This window comes from Methylobacterium litchii (assembly GCF_038442315.1).
In the GTDB taxonomy this organism is placed as follows: Bacteria; Pseudomonadota; Alphaproteobacteria; order Rhizobiales; family Beijerinckiaceae; genus Methylobacterium; species Methylobacterium litchii.
Genome location: NZ_JBBXMY010000001.1, coordinates 268,700 through 283,983, shown reverse-complemented (window position 1 = coordinate 283,983; position 15,284 = coordinate 268,700). Strand labels below are relative to the sequence as shown.

Below are 15,284 nucleotides of genomic sequence, written 5' to 3'. Positions count from 1 at the left end.
CCGGGGCTTAAGCAATCGGCCTGCTCAGAGAGGAAGCGGACCGCCGGCGCGGGCGATGAAATCGCAATGGCGATTCAGGGCGGCGGCGCTTTCGCGACGGATCGCGCGCACCAGGACGATGGCCAGGGTGAGAAAACCGGGATCCCCGACGGCGGATTCCTGGACCGGGGACGGGACGCGAGAGGCGATGAGAGCGAGCATTGACGACTCCATGTCGAAAGGCTCGGACGTTTCCGCGACGGCTTTTCTCGTCTGCTGCAGCGCAATATGAGCCTCCCCATTTTAGCAATCCATGGGCGGGAATGCCGCCGAGGCATGCGCGCAACACATACCGAGATGCGAGGCACCTTAACCAAGCGTCAAGGTTTGTCCGCGCGCGGGGCGGTTGACCCTGCCGGGGCGAGACGCCATGGAGCGGGATGATCGCGATGGCGGCCCGGTGGCCCGACCGTCGCTGAACTGTCACCTGCGCGGCCTACCGCCGCCCGTGCGAAGTCGCGGCGTCCGCGCCGCCCACCAGACGAGGATTCCAGCATGACCGACGCGCCCACGCGCTGGCCGATCCACGGCCGCATCAGCGGCCCCATCGTGATGATCGGCTTCGGGTCGATCGGGCGCGGGACGCTCCCGCTGATCGAGCGCCATTTCGACTACGACAAGGCCCGCTTCACGGTGATCGACCCGGTCGACACCCACAAGGCGCTCGCCGAAAAGCACGGGCTGCGCTTCGAGACCGTCGCGCTCACGCCCGAGAACTACCGCGACGTGCTCACCCCGCTCCTCACCGAGGGCGGCGGCCAGGGCTTCTGCGTGAACCTGTCGGTGGATACCTCCTCGCGGGCGATCATGGAGCTGTGCCGGGAACTCGGCGCGCTCTACGTCGACACCGTCGCCGAACCGTGGCCGGGCTTCTACTTCGACAAGACCCGCAGTCAGGGCGACCGTACCAACTACGCGCTCCGCCAGGACATCCTCGACGCCCGCGCGCAGAAGCCGGGCGGGCCGACCGCGGTGTCTTGCTGCGGCGCCAACCCGGGCATGGTCTCGTGGTTCGTGAAGCAGGCGCTGCTCAACATCGCCAAGGACACCGGCGTCACCGATCCCGAGCCGAAGAGCCGGGAGGAGTGGGCCGCGCTCATGCACACGCTCGGCGTGAAGGGCGTGCACATCGCCGAGCGCGACACGCAGCGGGCCAAGAACCCGAAGCCGCGCGGCGTCTTCGTCAACACGTGGTCGGTCGAGGGCTTCGTCTCCGAAGGCAACCAGCCGGCCGAACTCGGCTGGGGCACCAACGAGACCTGGATGCCGGAGAACGCCCGCGAGCAGGAGAAGGGGTCGCGCTGCGCGATCTACCTGCTCCAGCCCGGCGCCGACACCCGCGTGCGCACCTGGGTGCCCACCGCCGGCGCGCAGTTCGGCTTCCTCGTGACCCACAACGAGGCGATCTCCATCGCCGACTACTACACGGTGCGCGAGGGCGAAAAGGCGGTGTTCCGCCCGACCTGCCACTACGCCTACCACCCGGCCGACGACGCGGTGCTGTCGCTTCACGAGATGTGGGGCAATGCCGGCACGGTGCAGGAGAAGCACCACATCCTCGACGAGACCGAGATCGTCGACGGCATCGATGAGCTCGGCGTGCTGGTCTACGGCCACGCCAAGAACGCCTATTGGTACGGCTCGCAGCTCTCCATCGAGGAGACCCGCCGGATCGCCCCCTACCAGAACGCCACCGGCCTTCAGGTGACGAGCGCCGTGCTCGCCGGCATGGTCTGGGCGATCGAGAACCCCGAGGCCGGCATCGTGGAGGCCGACGAGATCGACTTCCGCCGCTGCCTCGAGGTGCAGACGCCGTATTTCGGCCCGGTCGTCGGCGTGTACACCGACTGGACCCCGCTCACCGACCGTCCGGGCCTGTTCCCGGAGGACATCGACACCAGCGATCCCTGGCAGTTCCGCAACGTGCTGGTGCATCGCTGAAGGATTGCGGGCCGGTGCGCTGCACGCCGGCCCGCGTCCCTCAGATTTCGACCACGAAATCCGCCCGGTAGGTCGCCCCCTCGACGGGGTTCGCGACCCAGCGGCAGCGGCCGATCCGCATGTCGTGCCCGGCGTGGAAATGGCCCGAGATCCACAGATCGGGTCTTGCTTCGTCGGCTAAATCATCAAGCAGCGTCGTCGCGTAGAAGGCCGGCACCCACCAGGGCACGCCGGGGGCATCCCGGAACCGGTCGGCGGCGAGCGGGCTCGCCGGGTGGTGGGTGATGACCACTGTCTTGCCCCCGTGCGGCGCGGCGAGCGCCGCGAGCAGCCCCTCGCGCTCGGTCAGGTGCGCCGCCATCGCGTCGGCGGGCTGCCACGCGTGGCCGTCCGCCCGCTTGATCGAACCGCGATATTCCCGCGAGCCCGTCACCGGGTCGGTCATCCGCGCGGCGGCGTAGGCGGCCGGGTCCGCCGGCCGGTCGGGGGCGTCGGGCGGGAGCCAGCGGCCGGCGAGGCGCCAGTCGCTCCACAGGGTCGTGCCGAGGAAGCGCACGCCGTCGATCACCGCCGATTGCCCCTCCCGGAGCAGATGGATCCCGGCGCCGAGGGTGTTCAGGTGCTCCACCTCCGCGACCAGGGCAGCGAGCAGTTCCGGCGCCGTGCGGGTGTCGCCGGTCGGCGCGTAATGCTCGTGGTTGCCCGGCACCAGCACCACCGGCCGCCCCTGCGCGAGGTGCAGCAGCGCCGCGAGCCCCCGCTCGGGATGGCCCTCGTACAGGTCTCCTGCGCAGGCGAGCACGTCGAAGTTGCCCGTGGGCGGCGCGATCAGGTCGAGGCGCCGCCGTTCGAGATGCAGGTCGGAGAGCGGAAAGATGCGCATGAAAGGTCTCACCCGGCGGCGCGCCGCTCGGCGGCGGCGGCGCGGAGGATATCGAGGGCCGAATCGGCGTTGATCACCGCGATGAGCGCCGCCGCGATCAGGTCCGGCCAGGGGGAGGGCACGAACACCGTCGTCAGCCCCGCCGCGACCACGGCGAGGTTGGCCACCGTGTCGTTGCGGGCCGAGAGATAGGCGGCGCGGGTGAGGCTGCCGGACCCCGCGCGGTGCTGGGCGAGCATCGTCGCGCAGGCGAGGTTCACCGCGAAGGCCCCGAGCCCGGTGAGCATCAGCGGCAGCGGCGCGGGCGGCGTGAAATCCGAGAACTTGTCCCAGGCGGCATAGGCTCCGGCCAGCGCCGGCAGGATCAGCAGGAACGCGAGTCCGGTGCCGAGCCGCGCCCGGTTGCGGGCGCTCCAGCCGAGACCGGCGAGGATCAGCAGGTTGATCGCCGCGTCTTCGAGAAAGTCGAGGCTGTCCATCACCAGGGCGACGGAGGCGATGGCGAGCGCCACCGCGATCTCCACAAAGAAGCAGGCCCCGTTCAGCGCGGCCACGCGCGCCACGACCGGGCGCAGGGCGGCGGGCGGGGCGGCGGCGGGATCGAGACTCATCCGGGTTCCGGGCGGGAGGGATGCGGCCCGCCTCTTGTCCCGGCGCGGCCCTCCTGTCGAGGCGCCGGCCGTCAGAAAAGTCTGCGGACGGGTCAAGAAAGTTGCGCCTTGGTCCGGGTGGATTCGCCGCCGCGCCTGTGCGACCCCCTAGGGGAGACGGCCGACATCCACGAGCGGCCGCAACCGGAGGTCCCGTCGAGCCATGCTGCCGGAACTGCGCGTCCTGTATTTCGAGGATCTGGAAGTCGGTCTGTCCGAGACCCTGACGAAGACCATCGCCTCGTCCGACGTGGTGGGCTTCGCCGAGATCACCGGCGACCGCAACCCGATCCATCTCTCCGAGCATTTTGCCGCGCGCACGCCCTTCGGCACGCGCATCGCCCACGGCCTCTACACCGCCGGGCTGATCTCCGCCGTGCTCGGCACCCGCCTGCCGGGCCCGGGGGCGGTCTACATCTCCCAGACCCTGAACTTCCGCGCACCCGTGCGCATCGGCGACACCGTGGACGTGACGGTGACGGTGGCCGAGCTGATCCCCGAGCGCCGCCGCGCCCGGCTCGCCTGCCTCTGCGCCGTCTCCGGCGAGCCGGTGCTCGACGGCGAGGCCTGGGTGAAGGTGCCCAACCGCGCCGAGGCCGACCCGCTGGCCGCGCGGATGGAGAAGAGCCGCATCGCGCCGAGCGATGTCTGACATCCGTGACGCCTGAGCCGATCCACGATCCGGCCGACCCGCGCCTCGACCCCTACACGAGGATGCGCGAGCGCGACCTCGTCGGCCGCGCCGGCCGGTTCGTGGTGGAGGGCGAGGTGACGCTCCGGCTGCTCCTCGGCCCGCGTTCACGCTTCCGGGCCGAATCGCTCCTCCTCGCCCCCGAGCGGCTTTCCGGCCTCGCGGGGGTGCTGGGGGCCTGTGGGGCGCCGGTCTACGTGGCCGACAAGCCGGTGATGAGCGCGGTGACGGGCTTCCCAATCCACCGGGGCGTGCTGGCGATCGGCCTGCGCGGGGACGAGGCCGCGCCGGAGGCGATCGTGCCGCCCGCGCCAACCCCCGCCCTGGTGCTGGCGCTGGCGGGGCTGACGAACCACGACAATGTCGGCGCGGCCTTCCGCAACGCCGCCGCCTTCGGGGCGGATGCGGTGCTCCTCGATGCCACGACCTGCGATCCGCTCTACCGCAAGGCGATCCGCGTCTCGGCGGGGGCGGCGCTGGTCACGCCGTTCGCGCGGCTGTCCGAGGGTGCCGACTGGCTGGCGATGGCCGACCGGCTCGGCCTCGAAGCCCTCGCGCTCAGCCCCGGCGCGGGGGAGGATCTGGGCGAGCGCCCCCTGCCGACCCGCGCGCTCCTGATCCTCGGCACGGAGGGGCCGGGACTGGAGGCGGGTTTGATCCGGCGGGCGCGGGGTTTGCGCATCCCGATGGCGGGAGATTTCGATTCGCTCAACGTCGCCACGGCGGCCGGCATCGTCCTACATGCGCTGGCGCGTGTACAGGGACGGTTGAACGCGGGCCCCGCACAATGATTCCAGGTTCGCATCAACGGGGGATACCTCCGTTCCATCCGCAATCCGGCGCGCGACAATGGGCTGCAATTGCCGTTCGACGCGCTATCTCTAGCTTGGCCCTACAAGACCAGGGGTTGAACGGGAGTTCGTGGCGTTGCTTCAGGCGCGGGATGGGTTGAGGGCGCTCTCGGGGCGTCGGGTCGCCGTTGTCGGCGCCGGCCCAGGCGGATTGGCCACCGCGCTCCTGCTGGCGCGGGCGGGGATCCACGTCACGCTGTTCGAGAAGGACAGCCAGGTCGGCGGCCGCACCAAGACGGTGGAGGCGCCGGGCGGCTACAAGTTCGACATCGGCCCGACATTCTTCCTCTACCCGCAGATCCTGGCGGACATCTTCAACAGCTGCGGCGAACGCCTCGAAGACCACGTGAAGCTGGAGCGGCTCGATCCGCAGTACCACCTCGTCTTCGAGGGCGACGGCGGCATTTCCGGCGAGATTCGCGCCACCGGAGACCTCGACCGACTGGAGGCGGAGATCGGCCGCCTCGCCCCGGACGATGCGAAGAACGTGAAGAAGTTCTTCACGGAGAACCGCAAGAAGCTCGACTATTTCAAACCGGTCCTGGAACAGCCGTTCCACCGCTTCCTCAGTATGGCGAGCCCGGCCATGCTCGCCGCCCTGCCCCATCTCCACCCCGGCCGCAGCGTCGACAGGGACCTGAAGCGCTACTTCGCCGACCCGCGGGTGCGGCTCGCCTTCTCGTTCCAGACCAAATACCTCGGGATGAGCCCGTTCCGCTGCCCGAGCCTGTTCACGATCCTCTCGTTCCTCGAATACGAGCACGGGGTGTACCACCCGGTGGGTGGCTGCGGCGCCATCTCGGAGGCGATGGCGGGGCTGGCGCGGCGGATGGGCGTGGACGTGCGCCTCAACGCCGACGTCGAGCGCGTGACCTTCGACGGAAACCGCGCCAACGGCGTCGTGGTGGACGGCGAGACCTTCCGCTCGGACGCGGTGGTCATCAACGGCGACTTCGCCAAGGTGGTGAAGGCCCTGGTGCCGGAGCAGCGCCGCCCCCGCTGGCGCGACGCCAAGATCGCCGACGCCCGGCTCTCCTGCTCGACCTTCATGCTCTACCTCGGGATCGAGGGCAAAATGCCCGAGAGCCTGTCGCACCACACGATCCTGCTCGCCGAGAACTACGAGCAGAACATCCGCGAGATCACCGAGGGGACGCTGCCGATGCAGCCCTCCCTCTACGTCCAGCACGCGGGCTACACCGATGGTGGCATGGCGCCCCCCGGCCACACCGCCCTCTACGTGCTGGTGCCGGTGCCGAACCTGAAGGCCGGGATCGACTGGCCGGCGATCCGCGAATCCTACCGCGCCCTGGCGCTGGAGCGGCTGAAGCTCCTCGGCCTCCCCGACATCGAGGACCGCATCCGCTACGAGCGGGTCATCGACCCGACCCAGTGGGAGAGCGATTTCGCCGTCTACGAGGGCGCGACCTTCAACCTCGCCCACGACCTGATGCAGATGCTGTGGTTCCGGCCGCACAACCGCTTCGGGCCGGGCCTCTACCTCGTCGGCGGCGGCACCCATCCGGGCTCCGGCCTGCCGGTGATCTACGAGGGCGCGCGCATCTCGGCCAAGCTCCTCATCGAGGAGCTGGCCGGCGCCCGCGCCGCCGAGAATGCTGGAATCCCGGAGACCGCGCCCCTGGCGGCGCCCGGCGAAGTCTCTTGACGCGCCCCGCCCTCGCCCGGCTCTGCGGCGTCGCCCTGCTCCTCGCCCCCACGGGCGCGGCGCGGGCGGCGGCGATCCAGGTGGAGGTCGATGGCGCGGAGCCCGGCGCTGGGCCCGTGCTCGTGGCGCTCTGCCAGGGCGGGCTGTCCGGCGATGCCTGCGGCCGGGGCGACCGGGGAAGCAGCGCCTCGGGCAGCGCCCGCTTCCTGTTCCGGGACGTCCCACCCGGCACCTACGCGGTGGCGGCCTTCCAGGACAGCAACGGCAACGGCCAGCTCGACCGCACCGGCCTCGGCCTGCCGCTGGAGCCCTACGGCTTCTCCAACGAATCGGGACGGCGGGGGCGGCCGGATTTCCGCGAGGCGGCGTTCACCCTGCGCGAACCGGGCGTTTCCCTGCGCGTGCGGCTCGTCCGCGCCCTGCCGAGGCGCTGATAGCCATGGGGCGCCCCTTGGGGCCTATGCCCTCGGGGCCTGTGGCGGTCCTCGGCGGCGTCTCCCTCGCCCTGCGCGGCCGGACGGTGCTCGACGGGATCGACCTCGCCCTCGGGGCCGGCGAGACCCTGGCGCTGCTCGGCCCGAACGGCGCCGGCAAGACCTCCCTGATGCGCCTCGTGGCCGGGCGTCTGACGCCCAATGCCGGCAGCGTGCGCGTCGGGGGAGCCGATCCGCACCGCTCCGGCGAGGCCCGCCGGGCGGTGGGCTGGGTGCCGCAGGAGATCGCCCTCTACCCGCGCCTGACCGTCGCCGAGAACCTTTCGGTCTTCGCCCAACTCTCCGGCCTGCCCCGCCGGGACCGGCGGGAGGCCGTCGCGCGGGTGCTGGCGCTGGCCGACATCGCCGACGTGGCGGGGCGCGTGGTGGCGACCCTGTCGGGGGGCTACCAGCGCCGGGTCAACATCGCCGCCGGGCTGATCGGTCAACCCTCCCTCGTGCTGCTGGACGAGCCGACCAACGGCGTCGATCTCGCCGCCCGTGCCGCGATCCACGGCGTGCTGCAGCGCCTGCGCGAGCAGGGCACGGCGATCCTCATCGCGACCCACGATTTCCCGGAGGCCGAACGCCTCGCCGACCGGGTGGCCTTCCTCGCGCAGGGGCGGATCGTCCGCGAGGGCCATCTGGCCGACCTCCTCGCGCGCCTGCGCACCGGCCCGCCGGAGCGGGAGCTGATCCTCGACACCGCGCCCGACGCCGCCGCCGAGGCGGTGCTACGCCGGGCGGGCTTCGCCCCGGCCGGGGCCTCGGGTCTGCGCTGGCGCACGGGCGAGCGGGCGGGCCTCGACGGGGCGGCGCTCCTCGGGACCCTGCGCGCCCAGGGCGTGCCGGTGAGCGAGGTGCGGGTGCGCTCGCCGCGCCTCGAAACCCTCTATCTCGAAGCGCTGCGCCCCCGCGACGTGGGCGAGACCGGGGCCGCCGCGCGGCCCCTCACCGCCGGGCTGACCCGATGATCGGCGCCGCCTTCCGGGTGATGCTGCTCTCGCTGGTGCGGGACCGGGCGGCCCTCGTCATGGCCTTCGTGCTGCCGACGGTGATCTTCTCGATCTTCGCGGCGATCTTCTCCGGCGCCATCGGTGATCGGATCCGCATCCATCTCGGCCTCGCCGACCTCGCGGGCACGCCGGCCACCCACCGGCTGATGGACGCGCTCGCCGCCGACCCGTCGCTGCGCGTCACCCGCCTCGATGCGAAGAGCCTCGCGGAGGTGGCGCGGGAGGTGCGGGCGGGCGAGGTCGACGTGGCGCTCGCCCTGCGCGGCGACCTGATCGCGGGAAGCACGGGCGATGCCCCCGCCCCGGCGGACCAGCCCATCGTGCTGGTGGAGAACCCGGCCAAGGCGCTGGCGACGCCCATCGCGCTCGGCCAGTTGCAGCGGGTGCTGAACGAGGCGCTGCCCGACGTGGTGCTCTCGCGGGTGATCGCGGACGTGGAGCGCACCGGCAAGATCGGCGCGGACGAGCGGCGCTTCCTCGACGACGCCTTCGCCGAGCAGCGGGCGAAGAAGGAGCCCTTCTCCTTCGCGAGCCTCGTGGAGCGGGTGAGCACCGCCTCCGGCACGGCCAACGCGCGGGTGAGCTACTATGCCGGGGCGATCACCGCCGTGTTCCTGCTCTTCGCGGCGATGCAGGGCGCCCTTTCCCTGGTGGAGGAGCGCGAATCCGGCCTCAGCGACCGCCTGATGGCCGGGCCGGGCGGATTGCCGGTGGTGGTGCTCGGCAAGTTCGGCTTCCTCACCGCCCAGGGCGTGATCCAGGCCGGGCTGATCTTCCTCGCGGCGGGGCTGCTCTACGGGGTCGAGATCGGCCCGCACTGGCCCGCCTTCCTCGCCGCCTGCCTGCTCGTCTCGGCCATGGCGGCGGGGCTGGCGCTCGCCGCCTGCGCGCTCGCCGCCTCGCGCCAGCAGGCGCATCTCGCGGCGACCTTCGGCGTGCTGCTCCTCTCGGCCATCGGCGGCTCGATGGTGCCGCGCTTCCTCATGCCGCCCTGGCTGCAGCAGGCCGGATGGCTGACCCCGAACGCCTGGGCGATCGAGGCCTATCAATCCGCCCTCGGCGAGGGCTTCGCCGCCGCCCTGCCGGCCCTGGCGGTGCTCGCCGCCGTGGCGCTCGCCGGCCTCGGCGTCGCCCTGACGGCGGTGTCGCGCCGGACGATCTGAGCCGACTACGCCGCCCGCACGGTGGCGAGGAAGCGCCCGACCTCCTGGGCCAGATGCTCCGACTGGCGCGAGAGCTCGGAGGCCGCGCCGAGCACTTGGCTCGCCGCCGCGCCGGTCTCCTCGGCGGCGCTCGCCACCCCCGCGATGTTGGTCGTGACCTCCCCCGTGCCCATGGCCGCCTGGGACACGTTGCGCACGATCTCCTGGGTCGCCGCGCCCTGCTCCTCCACCGCCGCCGCGATGGAGGTGGCCACGTCGTTGATCTCGCGGATCCGCGCCGTGATGCCGGTGATCGAGCCGACCGCATCGGTCGTGGAGGACTGGATCTGCGCGATCTGGCCGGAAATCTCGCTGGTGGCCTTGGCGGTCTGCTCGGCGAGGGTCTTCACCTCGGCGGCCACCACCGCGAAGCCCTTGCCGGCGGCCCCCGCGCGGGCCGCCTCGATCGTGGCGTTGAGGGCCAGCAGGTTCGTCTGGCCGGCGATGGTCGAGATCAGCCCGACCACGTCGCCGATGCGCGAGACGGCCGTGTTCAGTTCCAGCACCAGGGCGCCGGTCCGGTCGGCCTCGCCCACGGCGAGGCGGGCGAGTTCCGCCGAGCCGCTGACCTGCCGGCCGATCTCCTGCACCGACGAGCCCAGCTCCTCGGCCGCCGCCGCCACGGTGTTGACGTTCGAGCCCGCCTGCTCCGCCGCCGCCGCGACCGTGGTCGACTGGCTCGCCGTCTCGGTCGCCGTGGCGGTCATGGTCTGGGCGGTGGCCTGCAGCTCCGTCGCGGAGGAGGACACCATGCCGATGATGCCGCCCACCGCCGCCTCGAACCCGTCCGCCATCTGGCGCATCCCGGCCTTGCGCTGCTCCTCGGCGGCGAGGCGGGCCAGGGCGGTCTCCTCCTCTAGCGCCCGCGTGCGGATCAGGTTGTCCTTGAACACCTGCACCGCCGAGGCCATCGCGCCGATCTCGCTGCGCTCGCCCGCATGGGGGATCTCGACCGTCGCGTCGCCCTCCGCAAGGCGCTCCATCCGCACCGCCATGCGCCGGATCGGCAGGGAGATCGTCACCACCGACATCCAGGCCACCGCCAGCGTGATCGCCGCCGCGACGGCGACGACGATGGCGATGGCGAGTTGCGCCCGGGCGCCGAGTTCGGCGGCGTCCTGCGCGCTCCGCTTGCCGAGGGCTTCGTTGAAGTCGAGGTCGGCCTTCAGCGCCGCCCGCGCCGCGTTGAGCGTCGGGAGCATCGCGTCGAGCAGGTAATCCCTGGCGCCGCTCGTGTCGCCGCCGTGGAGGAGCTGCAGGAACTCCTTCGTCATGCCGGAATAGGCCGGCACCGTCGTCTTCACCGCCGCCCAGAGCGCATCCTCTCCGGGGCTCACGAGGGGGGCGTAATCCTGCAGATCCTTGTCGATCTCGGCGAGGGTCGCCTTCAGCCGCGTCAGGGATTGGGGACGGCGCTCCTCGCTGGAGACCAGATAGGCCAGCTGCCGGCTGCGGAGGGATTCGAAATCCGCCGCCGTCTTGCCGAGCACGCGGCTCGAGGGCAGCGCGTTGGCGCCGAGATCGTTCGTCGCGGCGCTCAGCGCCTGAAGCCGCAGGTAGCTGAACCCGCCGAGGCCGGAGATGAGAAGCAGCAGCACCAGGAGCGCACCGATCAGGCGGGCGCGGATGGTTACGTGGGCGAACATGGGAACGATCCTGCGACGACGGGTAGAAATTAGATCGTCCGTGCTAAGCAACGATTAAGGCATCTGACATCCGTCAGTCTCATTGCGCAGCCTATAACAACCAGCCAGTGAAATATAATTCTTGAGCTCTCGAGTTTAGTTTTTATGACAGTCGATCGGATCCTCGATCCGATTTTCTCGCTGAGATTTCGCCCCCAATGCTGGCCCGAAGCCGGGACGGCGGCCTCAGGGTTATCCGGGCCGGAACGAATGCTGACGGCGGCGAAACCCGGTGGATGTGCCCTCCCGCGACGGCAGGGCACGTTGACCCACGCCGTGTCAGGTCTAGCTTCCCAGAGAGGGCCGGGCCGTTCGTCCCGCCCGTTCGGAGCGTGCCCAGTTCATGAGCCAGGATTCGAGGGTCGCGGTGATCGGCTCAGGCCTCGGGGGGCTTGCCGCCGCCTGCGTCGCCGCCGCCAGGGGCCATCGCGTCACCGTCTACGACAAGAACGGCTGGCTCGGAGGCAAGGCCGCCGTCCTGCACGAGGGCGGCTTCCGCTTCGACATGGGGCCGACCATCCTCACCGTGCCGCGGGTGCTGGAACGCATCTTCGCCGAGGCCGGGCGCTCGGTGCACGATTACATGGACCTGCGCCGGCTCGACCCGCAATGGCGCTGCTTCTTCGAGGACGGCACCCGCATCGACCTGATGCAGGACGTGGCCACCATGGCCACCGCCATGGACCGCTTCGCCCCCGGCACTGGGGAGGGCTACAAGAAGTTCATCGACATCTCCGAGCACCTGCACGGCGTCTCGGAAAAATTCTTCTTCTGGAAGCCGGTCGAAGACCTGTTCGACACGATCAACATCCGCGAGAACATGAACCCCGGTACCCTGCGGGACGTGCTCTCCCTGCGGATGCACGCCTCGGTGGCCTCCACCATCCGGGGCAAGGTCAAGGACGCGCGGCTGGCGCAGATGCTCGACCATTTCGTCCAGTATGTCGGCTCCTCGCCCTACGGCGCGCCGGCCGTGCTCTGCGCCATCGCCCACATGCAGACCTCCGAGGGGGTCTGGTACCCGATGGGCGGCACCCGCGCCGTGGCCGAAGGTCTCGCCAAGCTCGCCGAGGAACTCGGCGCGACGCTGAAGCCCGGCATCGAGGTGACGGGGATCGACACCACGGGCGGCGCCGTGCGCGGCGTGCGCACCGCCGAGGGCTCCACGCCCTTCGACGCCGTGATCTCCAACATGGATTCGGTGCGCACCTACAAGGAGCTGATCGGCGGCGAGCCGGGCAAGTCCTTCGAGAAGAAGAACCCCGAGCCGGCCTGCTCCGGCGTGGTACTCTATCTCGGGCTGAAGGAGCGCTACGAGCACCTTGCGCACCACGATTTCGTCTTCTCCCGCGATCCCGAGGAGGAGTTCGAGTACATCTACCGCAAGGGCGAGCCCGCCCCGGACCCGACCGCCTACCTCGCGGCGCCCTCCTCCACCGATCCGTCCGTGGCGCCGGAGGGCGGCGAAGCGCTCTACGTCCTCGTCCACACGCCGTACCTGCGCCCGCACCACGATTGGCGCCCGGACGGGCCACTGTTCCAGAACTACCGCCGCACCATCCTCGACAAGCTGAAGCGCACCGCCGGCCTCACCGACCTGGAGGACCGGATCGTCGTGGAGCGTCACCTGACGCCCCAGGACATCCACGAGCGCTACAAGGTGCTGAACGGCGCGATCTACGGGCTGGCCTCGCACGGTAAGGTGATGGGCGCATTCAAGCCGGGCAACCGCTCGCGGCAGGTGCGCGGCCTCTACCTCGCGGGCGGCGCCGCCCATCCCGGCCCCGGCATGCCGATGGTGATGATGTCCGGCTGGATCGCCGCCGACGCCCTCGACGCGGATGCGCGCGGGCAAGGGGCGGCGCCGGAGCGCAAGTCGGCGTGAGCCGGGCCGTCGCGAGGCAGGGAGGGACGAGGGACCGGCGCCCCCTGCCCCGCACGTCCCCCGCCCTGTGGCGGTTCATGGTGGCGTGGTTCGATCGCTACCTGCGCCGCCATCTCGACGGGCTGAACCTGCCGCTGTGGAGCGCCCCGCCGGTGACGGGGCATCCCGGCCCGGTGGTGATCTATTGCAACCACCCGGCGTGGTGGGATGCGGCGGTGATCATCCTGCTCGCCGGACGGCTGTTTCCCGGCCGCGACCACCGCGCGCCGTTCGATGCGGCGATGCTCGCCAAGTACCGGATCTTCGAGCGGATGGGCGCCTTCGGCGTCGATCTCGAGACCGCGCGGGGCGGGGCGCAGTTCCTGGCCGCCGCACGGGACATCCTCGCCCGGCCCGGTGCCCTGATGTGGATCACCGCGCAGGGCCGCTTTCAGGACGTGCGGGTGCGCCCCCTCGGCCTGCGCCCCGGCGTCGCCCGGCTGGCGGAACTGGCGCCCGACGCCCTGTTCGTGCCCCTCGCCCTGGAATACGCCTTCTGGGAGGAGCGCGGCGCCGAGGCCTTCGCCGCCTTCGGGCCGGCGATGAGCGCGGCCGACCTCGCCGCCCTGCCCCGCGCCGACCGCCTCGCCCGCCTCGAAGGGGCGCTCACCGACACCCTCGACCGCCTCGGCGCCGACGTGATGACCCGCGATCCCGCCCGCTTCCGGCCGCTGCTGGCCGGGCGGAAGGGCGTCGGCGGCCTCTACGACCTGTGGCGGCGCGGAGCCGCCCGGCTGCGCGGCCGGCATTTCGACCCCGCCCATCGCAGCCCCAGCCCCTGAGCGAGGCCATGCTGACTGTCCTCGCCCTGCTCTGCCTGCTCGCCGCCCTCCTCCCGGCGGGTCTGGCGATGGCGAACCTCCTCGTCCTCAGGAGCCCCGAACCGGAACCCGGCGACGACCTCGTCTCGATCCTGATCCCCGCCCGCAACGAGGCCGGCAACATCGCGGGCACCGTGCGCGCGGCGCTGGCAAGCACGGGCGTGCCGGTGGAGGTGATCGTCGGCGACGACCATTCGACCGACGACACCGCCGCGATCGTCACGGGCCTCGGCGACCCGCGCCTGCGCCTCGCCCCCGTGCCCGACCTGCCCGAGGGCTGGACCGGCAAGAACCACGCCTGCGCCCATCTCGCGAGCCAGGCCCGGGGCCGGCGGCTCCTCTTCATCGACGCCGACGTCACCCTGGAACCGCAGGCCGCCGCCGCCCTCTCGGCCCATGCCCGCGCGACGGGCGCGGCCCTGGTGAGCGCCGTGCCGCGCCAGCGCATGGACACGCTGGGTGAGCGGCTGACCGTGCCGATGATCAACTTCCTCCTCGTCGGCTACCTGCCGATGCCGCTGATGCGACGGCTGCCGAACCCGTCGCTCGCCACCGCCTGCGGGCAGCTCGTGCTGTTCGACAGGGACGCCTATGCCGCCACCGGGGGCCACGGCGCCGTGCGGGCCTTCCTCCACGACGGCGTGCGCCTCGCGCCGATCTTCCGGCGGGCGGGCTACCACACCGATCTCGTGGCAGGCGCCCGCATCGCCACCTGCCGGATGTATGACGGCTTCCCCGCCGCCTGGGCCGGGTTCTCGAAGAACGCCCACGAGGGCCTTGCCACGGCCCGCGCCCTGCCCCTCTGGACGGCGCTGCTCGGCCTCGGCCACCTGCTGCCGGTGCTCCTCGTCCTCGCCGGCCTATTCGGCCTGCTGCCGCCGGAGGCCGCGTGGCTCGCCGCGCTGGCGCTCGCCCTCTCTCTCGCGACCCGCGCCGCCATCACCGTCGCGACCCGCGAGCCGGCGGCGACGATCCTCCTGCACCCGGCCTCCATCGCCGTGGCGCTGGCGATCCAGTGGAACGTGCTGCTCCGCCGGGAGCGCGCCGGGGCGGCGACGTGGAAGGGGCGCAGCTACCCGGTCGGCGGGGCCTGAGTCTCCTCCAGGATCCACGCCAGGGTATCGGGGTCGGCTCCCTCCACCGGCAGGGTCAGGAGGATCGGCGTCTCGTAGGGGTGGCGGGCCTTCACGGCGGCGAAGAGCGCGTCCTTCAGCCCCTCGTGGCTCTTGAGGATTGCGGCCACCTCGTTCGCCCGCTCGACCTTGCCCTTCCAGGCAAAGACCGAACTCATCGCCGACAGGACGTTGACGCAGGCGACCAGCCTGTCGCGCACCAGGGCCTCGCCGATGTTGAGGGCGGAAGCCTCATCGGGAAAGGTCGTATAGACGAGGAGCGGGCGCTCCATGCTATGCCTCCATCGTGCGGTTCCCCTGAGTGGGTGC

General features: G+C 71.5%; 15 protein-coding genes. 10 read left to right on the top strand and 5 right to left on the bottom strand.

Going from position 1 to position 15,284, the window contains the following annotated elements:
- Window positions 1-24: 24 nt before the first annotated feature.
- Window positions 25-201: a hypothetical protein gene (locus tag AAHF99_RS01460; protein ID WP_342162345.1), complete on the bottom strand. Its 177-nt coding sequence runs from the start codon at window positions 199-201 to the stop codon at window positions 25-27.
- Window positions 202-534: 333 nt separating this feature from the next.
- On the opposite strand from AAHF99_RS01460, the gene AAHF99_RS01455 reads away from it, so the two are divergent.
- Window positions 535-1,980, top strand: a complete 1,446-nt coding sequence (locus AAHF99_RS01455; RefSeq protein ID WP_342162344.1) for a homospermidine synthase — start codon at window positions 535-537, stop codon at window positions 1,978-1,980.
- A 40-nt stretch (window positions 1,981-2,020) separates the two neighbouring features.
- Here the strand turns inward: AAHF99_RS01455 and AAHF99_RS01450 are convergent, their stop codons facing one another.
- Complete coding sequence (locus AAHF99_RS01450; RefSeq protein WP_342162343.1) at window positions 2,021-2,863, bottom strand: metallophosphoesterase; 843 nt, start codon at window positions 2,861-2,863, stop codon at window positions 2,021-2,023.
- Between the two features lie 8 nt (window positions 2,864-2,871).
- Window positions 2,872-3,474 carry a cation transporter gene (locus tag AAHF99_RS01445; RefSeq protein WP_342162342.1) on the bottom strand — a complete coding sequence of 201 codons (603 nt, stop codon included), beginning with the start codon at window positions 3,472-3,474 and terminating at the stop codon, window positions 2,872-2,874.
- Window positions 3,475-3,676: 202 nt separating this feature from the next.
- On the opposite strand from AAHF99_RS01445, the gene croR reads away from it, so the two are divergent.
- The 6 genes from croR to AAHF99_RS01415 all read left to right on the top strand — a co-directional run bounded on the left by croR (window position 3,677) and on the right by AAHF99_RS01415 (window position 9,373).
- Window positions 3,677-4,165: a 3-hydroxybutyryl-CoA dehydratase gene (croR, locus tag AAHF99_RS01440; RefSeq protein ID WP_243959526.1), complete on the top strand. Its 489-nt coding sequence runs from the start codon at window positions 3,677-3,679 to the stop codon at window positions 4,163-4,165.
- 62 nt (window positions 4,166-4,227) lie between these two features.
- The gene (locus AAHF99_RS01435) at window positions 4,228-4,995 is read left to right on the top strand and encodes a TrmH family RNA methyltransferase (protein ID WP_342162855.1); all 768 of its coding nucleotides are present in this window, start codon (window positions 4,228-4,230) and stop codon (window positions 4,993-4,995) included.
- 136 nt (window positions 4,996-5,131) lie between these two features.
- Entirely contained in the window at window positions 5,132-6,721 is a 1,590-nt protein-coding gene (gene crtI / locus AAHF99_RS01430) for a phytoene desaturase family protein (protein WP_342162854.1), read from the top strand.
- Window positions 6,718-7,155, top strand: a complete 438-nt coding sequence (locus AAHF99_RS01425; RefSeq protein ID WP_342162341.1) for a DUF2141 domain-containing protein — start codon at window positions 6,718-6,720, stop codon at window positions 7,153-7,155. The genes crtI and AAHF99_RS01425 overlap by 4 nt, the downstream gene beginning before the upstream one ends.
- Before the next feature lie 26 nt (window positions 7,156-7,181).
- Window positions 7,182-8,168, top strand: a complete 987-nt coding sequence (locus AAHF99_RS01420) for an ABC transporter ATP-binding protein (RefSeq protein WP_342162340.1) — start codon at window positions 7,182-7,184, stop codon at window positions 8,166-8,168.
- The gene (locus AAHF99_RS01415; RefSeq protein WP_342162339.1) at window positions 8,165-9,373 is read left to right on the top strand and encodes an ABC transporter permease; all 1,209 of its coding nucleotides are present in this window, start codon (window positions 8,165-8,167) and stop codon (window positions 9,371-9,373) included. The genes AAHF99_RS01420 and AAHF99_RS01415 overlap by 4 nt, the downstream gene beginning before the upstream one ends.
- A 5-nt stretch (window positions 9,374-9,378) precedes the next feature.
- On the opposite strand, the gene AAHF99_RS01410 is transcribed toward AAHF99_RS01415, so the two are convergent.
- Complete coding sequence (locus AAHF99_RS01410) at window positions 9,379-11,058, bottom strand: methyl-accepting chemotaxis protein (protein WP_342162338.1); 1,680 nt, start codon at window positions 11,056-11,058, stop codon at window positions 9,379-9,381.
- 382 nt (window positions 11,059-11,440) lie between these two features.
- Between AAHF99_RS01410 and AAHF99_RS01405 the strand changes: the two genes are divergently transcribed.
- From AAHF99_RS01405 to AAHF99_RS01395, 3 genes are all read left to right on the top strand, one after another.
- Window positions 11,441-12,982, top strand: coding sequence for a phytoene desaturase family protein (locus AAHF99_RS01405; protein WP_342162337.1), 1,542 nt, complete (start codon window positions 11,441-11,443; stop codon window positions 12,980-12,982).
- A gap of 77 nt (window positions 12,983-13,059) precedes the next feature.
- On the top strand, window positions 13,060-13,803 hold the full coding sequence (locus AAHF99_RS01400; protein ID WP_342162853.1) for a lysophospholipid acyltransferase family protein: 744 nt from the start codon (window positions 13,060-13,062) through the stop codon (window positions 13,801-13,803).
- A gap of 8 nt (window positions 13,804-13,811) precedes the next feature.
- On the top strand, window positions 13,812-14,936 hold the full coding sequence (locus tag AAHF99_RS01395; RefSeq protein ID WP_342162336.1) for a glycosyltransferase family 2 protein: 1,125 nt from the start codon (window positions 13,812-13,814) through the stop codon (window positions 14,934-14,936).
- Here the strand turns inward: AAHF99_RS01395 and cutA are convergent.
- Entirely contained in the window at window positions 14,915-15,247 is a 333-nt protein-coding gene (gene cutA, locus AAHF99_RS01390) for a divalent-cation tolerance protein CutA (protein WP_342162335.1), read from the bottom strand. The two genes, AAHF99_RS01395 and cutA, sit on opposite strands and share 22 nt — an antisense overlap.
- Window positions 15,248-15,284: the final 37 nt, after the last annotated feature.

Excerpts from the sequence above, each read along its gene's own strand:
- AAHF99_RS01450 (WP_342162343.1), bottom strand. The coding sequence starts at position 2,863 with ATGCGCATCTTTCCGCTCTCCGACCTGCATCTCGAACGGCGGCGCCTC.
- AAHF99_RS01405 (WP_342162337.1), top strand. The coding sequence starts at position 11,441 with ATGAGCCAGGATTCGAGGGTCGCGGTGATCGGCTCAGGCCTCGGGGGG.
- AAHF99_RS01400 (WP_342162853.1), top strand. The coding sequence starts at position 13,060 with ATGGTGGCGTGGTTCGATCGCTACCTGCGCCGCCATCTCGACGGGCTG.
- AAHF99_RS01445 (WP_342162342.1), bottom strand. The coding sequence starts at position 3,474 with ATGAGTCTCGATCCCGCCGCCGCCCCGCCCGCCGCCCTGCGCCCGGTC.
- AAHF99_RS01395 (WP_342162336.1), top strand. The coding sequence starts at position 13,812 with ATGCTGACTGTCCTCGCCCTGCTCTGCCTGCTCGCCGCCCTCCTCCCG.
- cutA (WP_342162335.1), bottom strand. The coding sequence starts at position 15,247 with ATGGAGCGCCCGCTCCTCGTCTATACGACCTTTCCCGATGAGGCTTCC.
- AAHF99_RS01410 (WP_342162338.1), bottom strand. The coding sequence starts at position 11,058 with ATGTTCGCCCACGTAACCATCCGCGCCCGCCTGATCGGTGCGCTCCTG.
- AAHF99_RS01455 (WP_342162344.1), top strand. The coding sequence starts at position 535 with ATGACCGACGCGCCCACGCGCTGGCCGATCCACGGCCGCATCAGCGGC.
- AAHF99_RS01435 (WP_342162855.1), top strand. The coding sequence starts at position 4,228 with ATGCGCGAGCGCGACCTCGTCGGCCGCGCCGGCCGGTTCGTGGTGGAG.
- AAHF99_RS01415 (WP_342162339.1), top strand. The coding sequence starts at position 8,165 with ATGATCGGCGCCGCCTTCCGGGTGATGCTGCTCTCGCTGGTGCGGGAC.
- croR (WP_243959526.1), top strand. The coding sequence starts at position 3,677 with ATGCTGCCGGAACTGCGCGTCCTGTATTTCGAGGATCTGGAAGTCGGT.
- AAHF99_RS01460 (WP_342162345.1), bottom strand. The coding sequence starts at position 201 with ATGCTCGCTCTCATCGCCTCTCGCGTCCCGTCCCCGGTCCAGGAATCC.
- AAHF99_RS01420 (WP_342162340.1), top strand. The coding sequence starts at position 7,182 with ATGCCCTCGGGGCCTGTGGCGGTCCTCGGCGGCGTCTCCCTCGCCCTG.